General features: G+C 77.3%; 1 protein-coding gene. It reads right to left on the reverse strand.

The window, feature by feature from the left end:
• Positions 1 to 107: 107 nt before the first annotated feature.
• Positions 108 to 1,058: an RluA family pseudouridine synthase gene (locus tag G3I53_RS06645; RefSeq protein WP_164338603.1), complete on the reverse strand. Its 951-nt coding sequence runs from the start codon at positions 1,056 to 1,058 to the stop codon at positions 108 to 110.
• Positions 1,059 to 1,081: the final 23 nt, after the last annotated feature.

The following is a 1,081-nucleotide window of genomic DNA, read 5'->3' on the forward strand; positions in this document are numbered from 1 at the left end:
GCCGCCGAGCCCGTGCCGCTTCCCCCGCAGCCGCAGCCGCCCCGGCCGGAGGCGGAGGCGGAGCGCCCGCGGGGCGCGTGGCAGCGCTTCCTGCGCTGGTGGCGCGGCTACTGACCGGCCGCCCGGTCCTCGGGACGGTCCCAGGCCGCGAGCACCCGGCCACTGCGGAAGCGGTGCTCCACGCCCGTCACCGGATCGGTGAACTCCAGCGTCCGCGCCAGCAGTTGCAGCGGCCGCCGGAAGTCACCGGCCGGGACGGGCGGCGTCACCTCCGGGTACAGCGGGTCGCCGAGCAGGGGGACGCCCAGGGCGTTCATGTGCACCCGCAGCTGATGCGTCTGCCCGGTGCGGGGGAGCAGCCGGTAGCGGCCCAGGCCGTCCTCGCGCCGGCCGAGCAGCTCGACGCGGGTCTCGGCGTTCGGCTCCCCCGGCACCTCCCGGGCGGTGAGGACCCCGCGCTCCTTGACGATCCGGCTGCGCACCGTCCGGGGAAGCGTCAGCCCGGGATCGTACGGGGCGACGGCCTCGTACTCCTTGTGCACGCGCCGGTCGCGGAACAGCGTCTGGTAGGCGCCGCGCACCTCGGGCCGCACCGTGAACAGCACCAGGCCGGCGGTGAGCCGGTCGAGGCGGTGCGCGGCCCCCAGTTCCGGGATGCCGAGGTCCCGGCGCAGCCGGGCGAGCGCGGTCTCGGCGACGTGGCTGCCGCGCGGGGTGGTGGCCAGGAAGTGCGGCTTGTCCGCGACGACGATGTGCTCGTCGCGGTACACGACCTCCAGCGGGAACGGCACCGGCACCTCGGCGGGCAGGTCCCGGTGGAACCACAGGAACATGCCCGCCGCGTACGGGGTGTCCGGCGGTACCGGCCGCCCGTCCGCGCCGACGACGCGGCCCGCGGCGAACAGGGCGTCGACGGCCCCGGGGCCGGCCGAGAGCCGCTCGGCCAGGTGGTCCCGCACGGTGGCCCAGCGCTCCCCGGCGGGCAGCCGGACCCGTACGGGGTCCACGCCGTCGCGTTGCGGCAGGGGAGCGGGCGGGATCCGGCGTCTGCGTCTCACGGCGGCCAGCGTACGAGGCGCCG

It is taken from the genome of Streptomyces sp. SID14436, assembly GCF_010548465.1.
Taxonomy (GTDB): Bacteria; Actinomycetota; Actinomycetes; order Streptomycetales; family Streptomycetaceae; genus Streptomyces.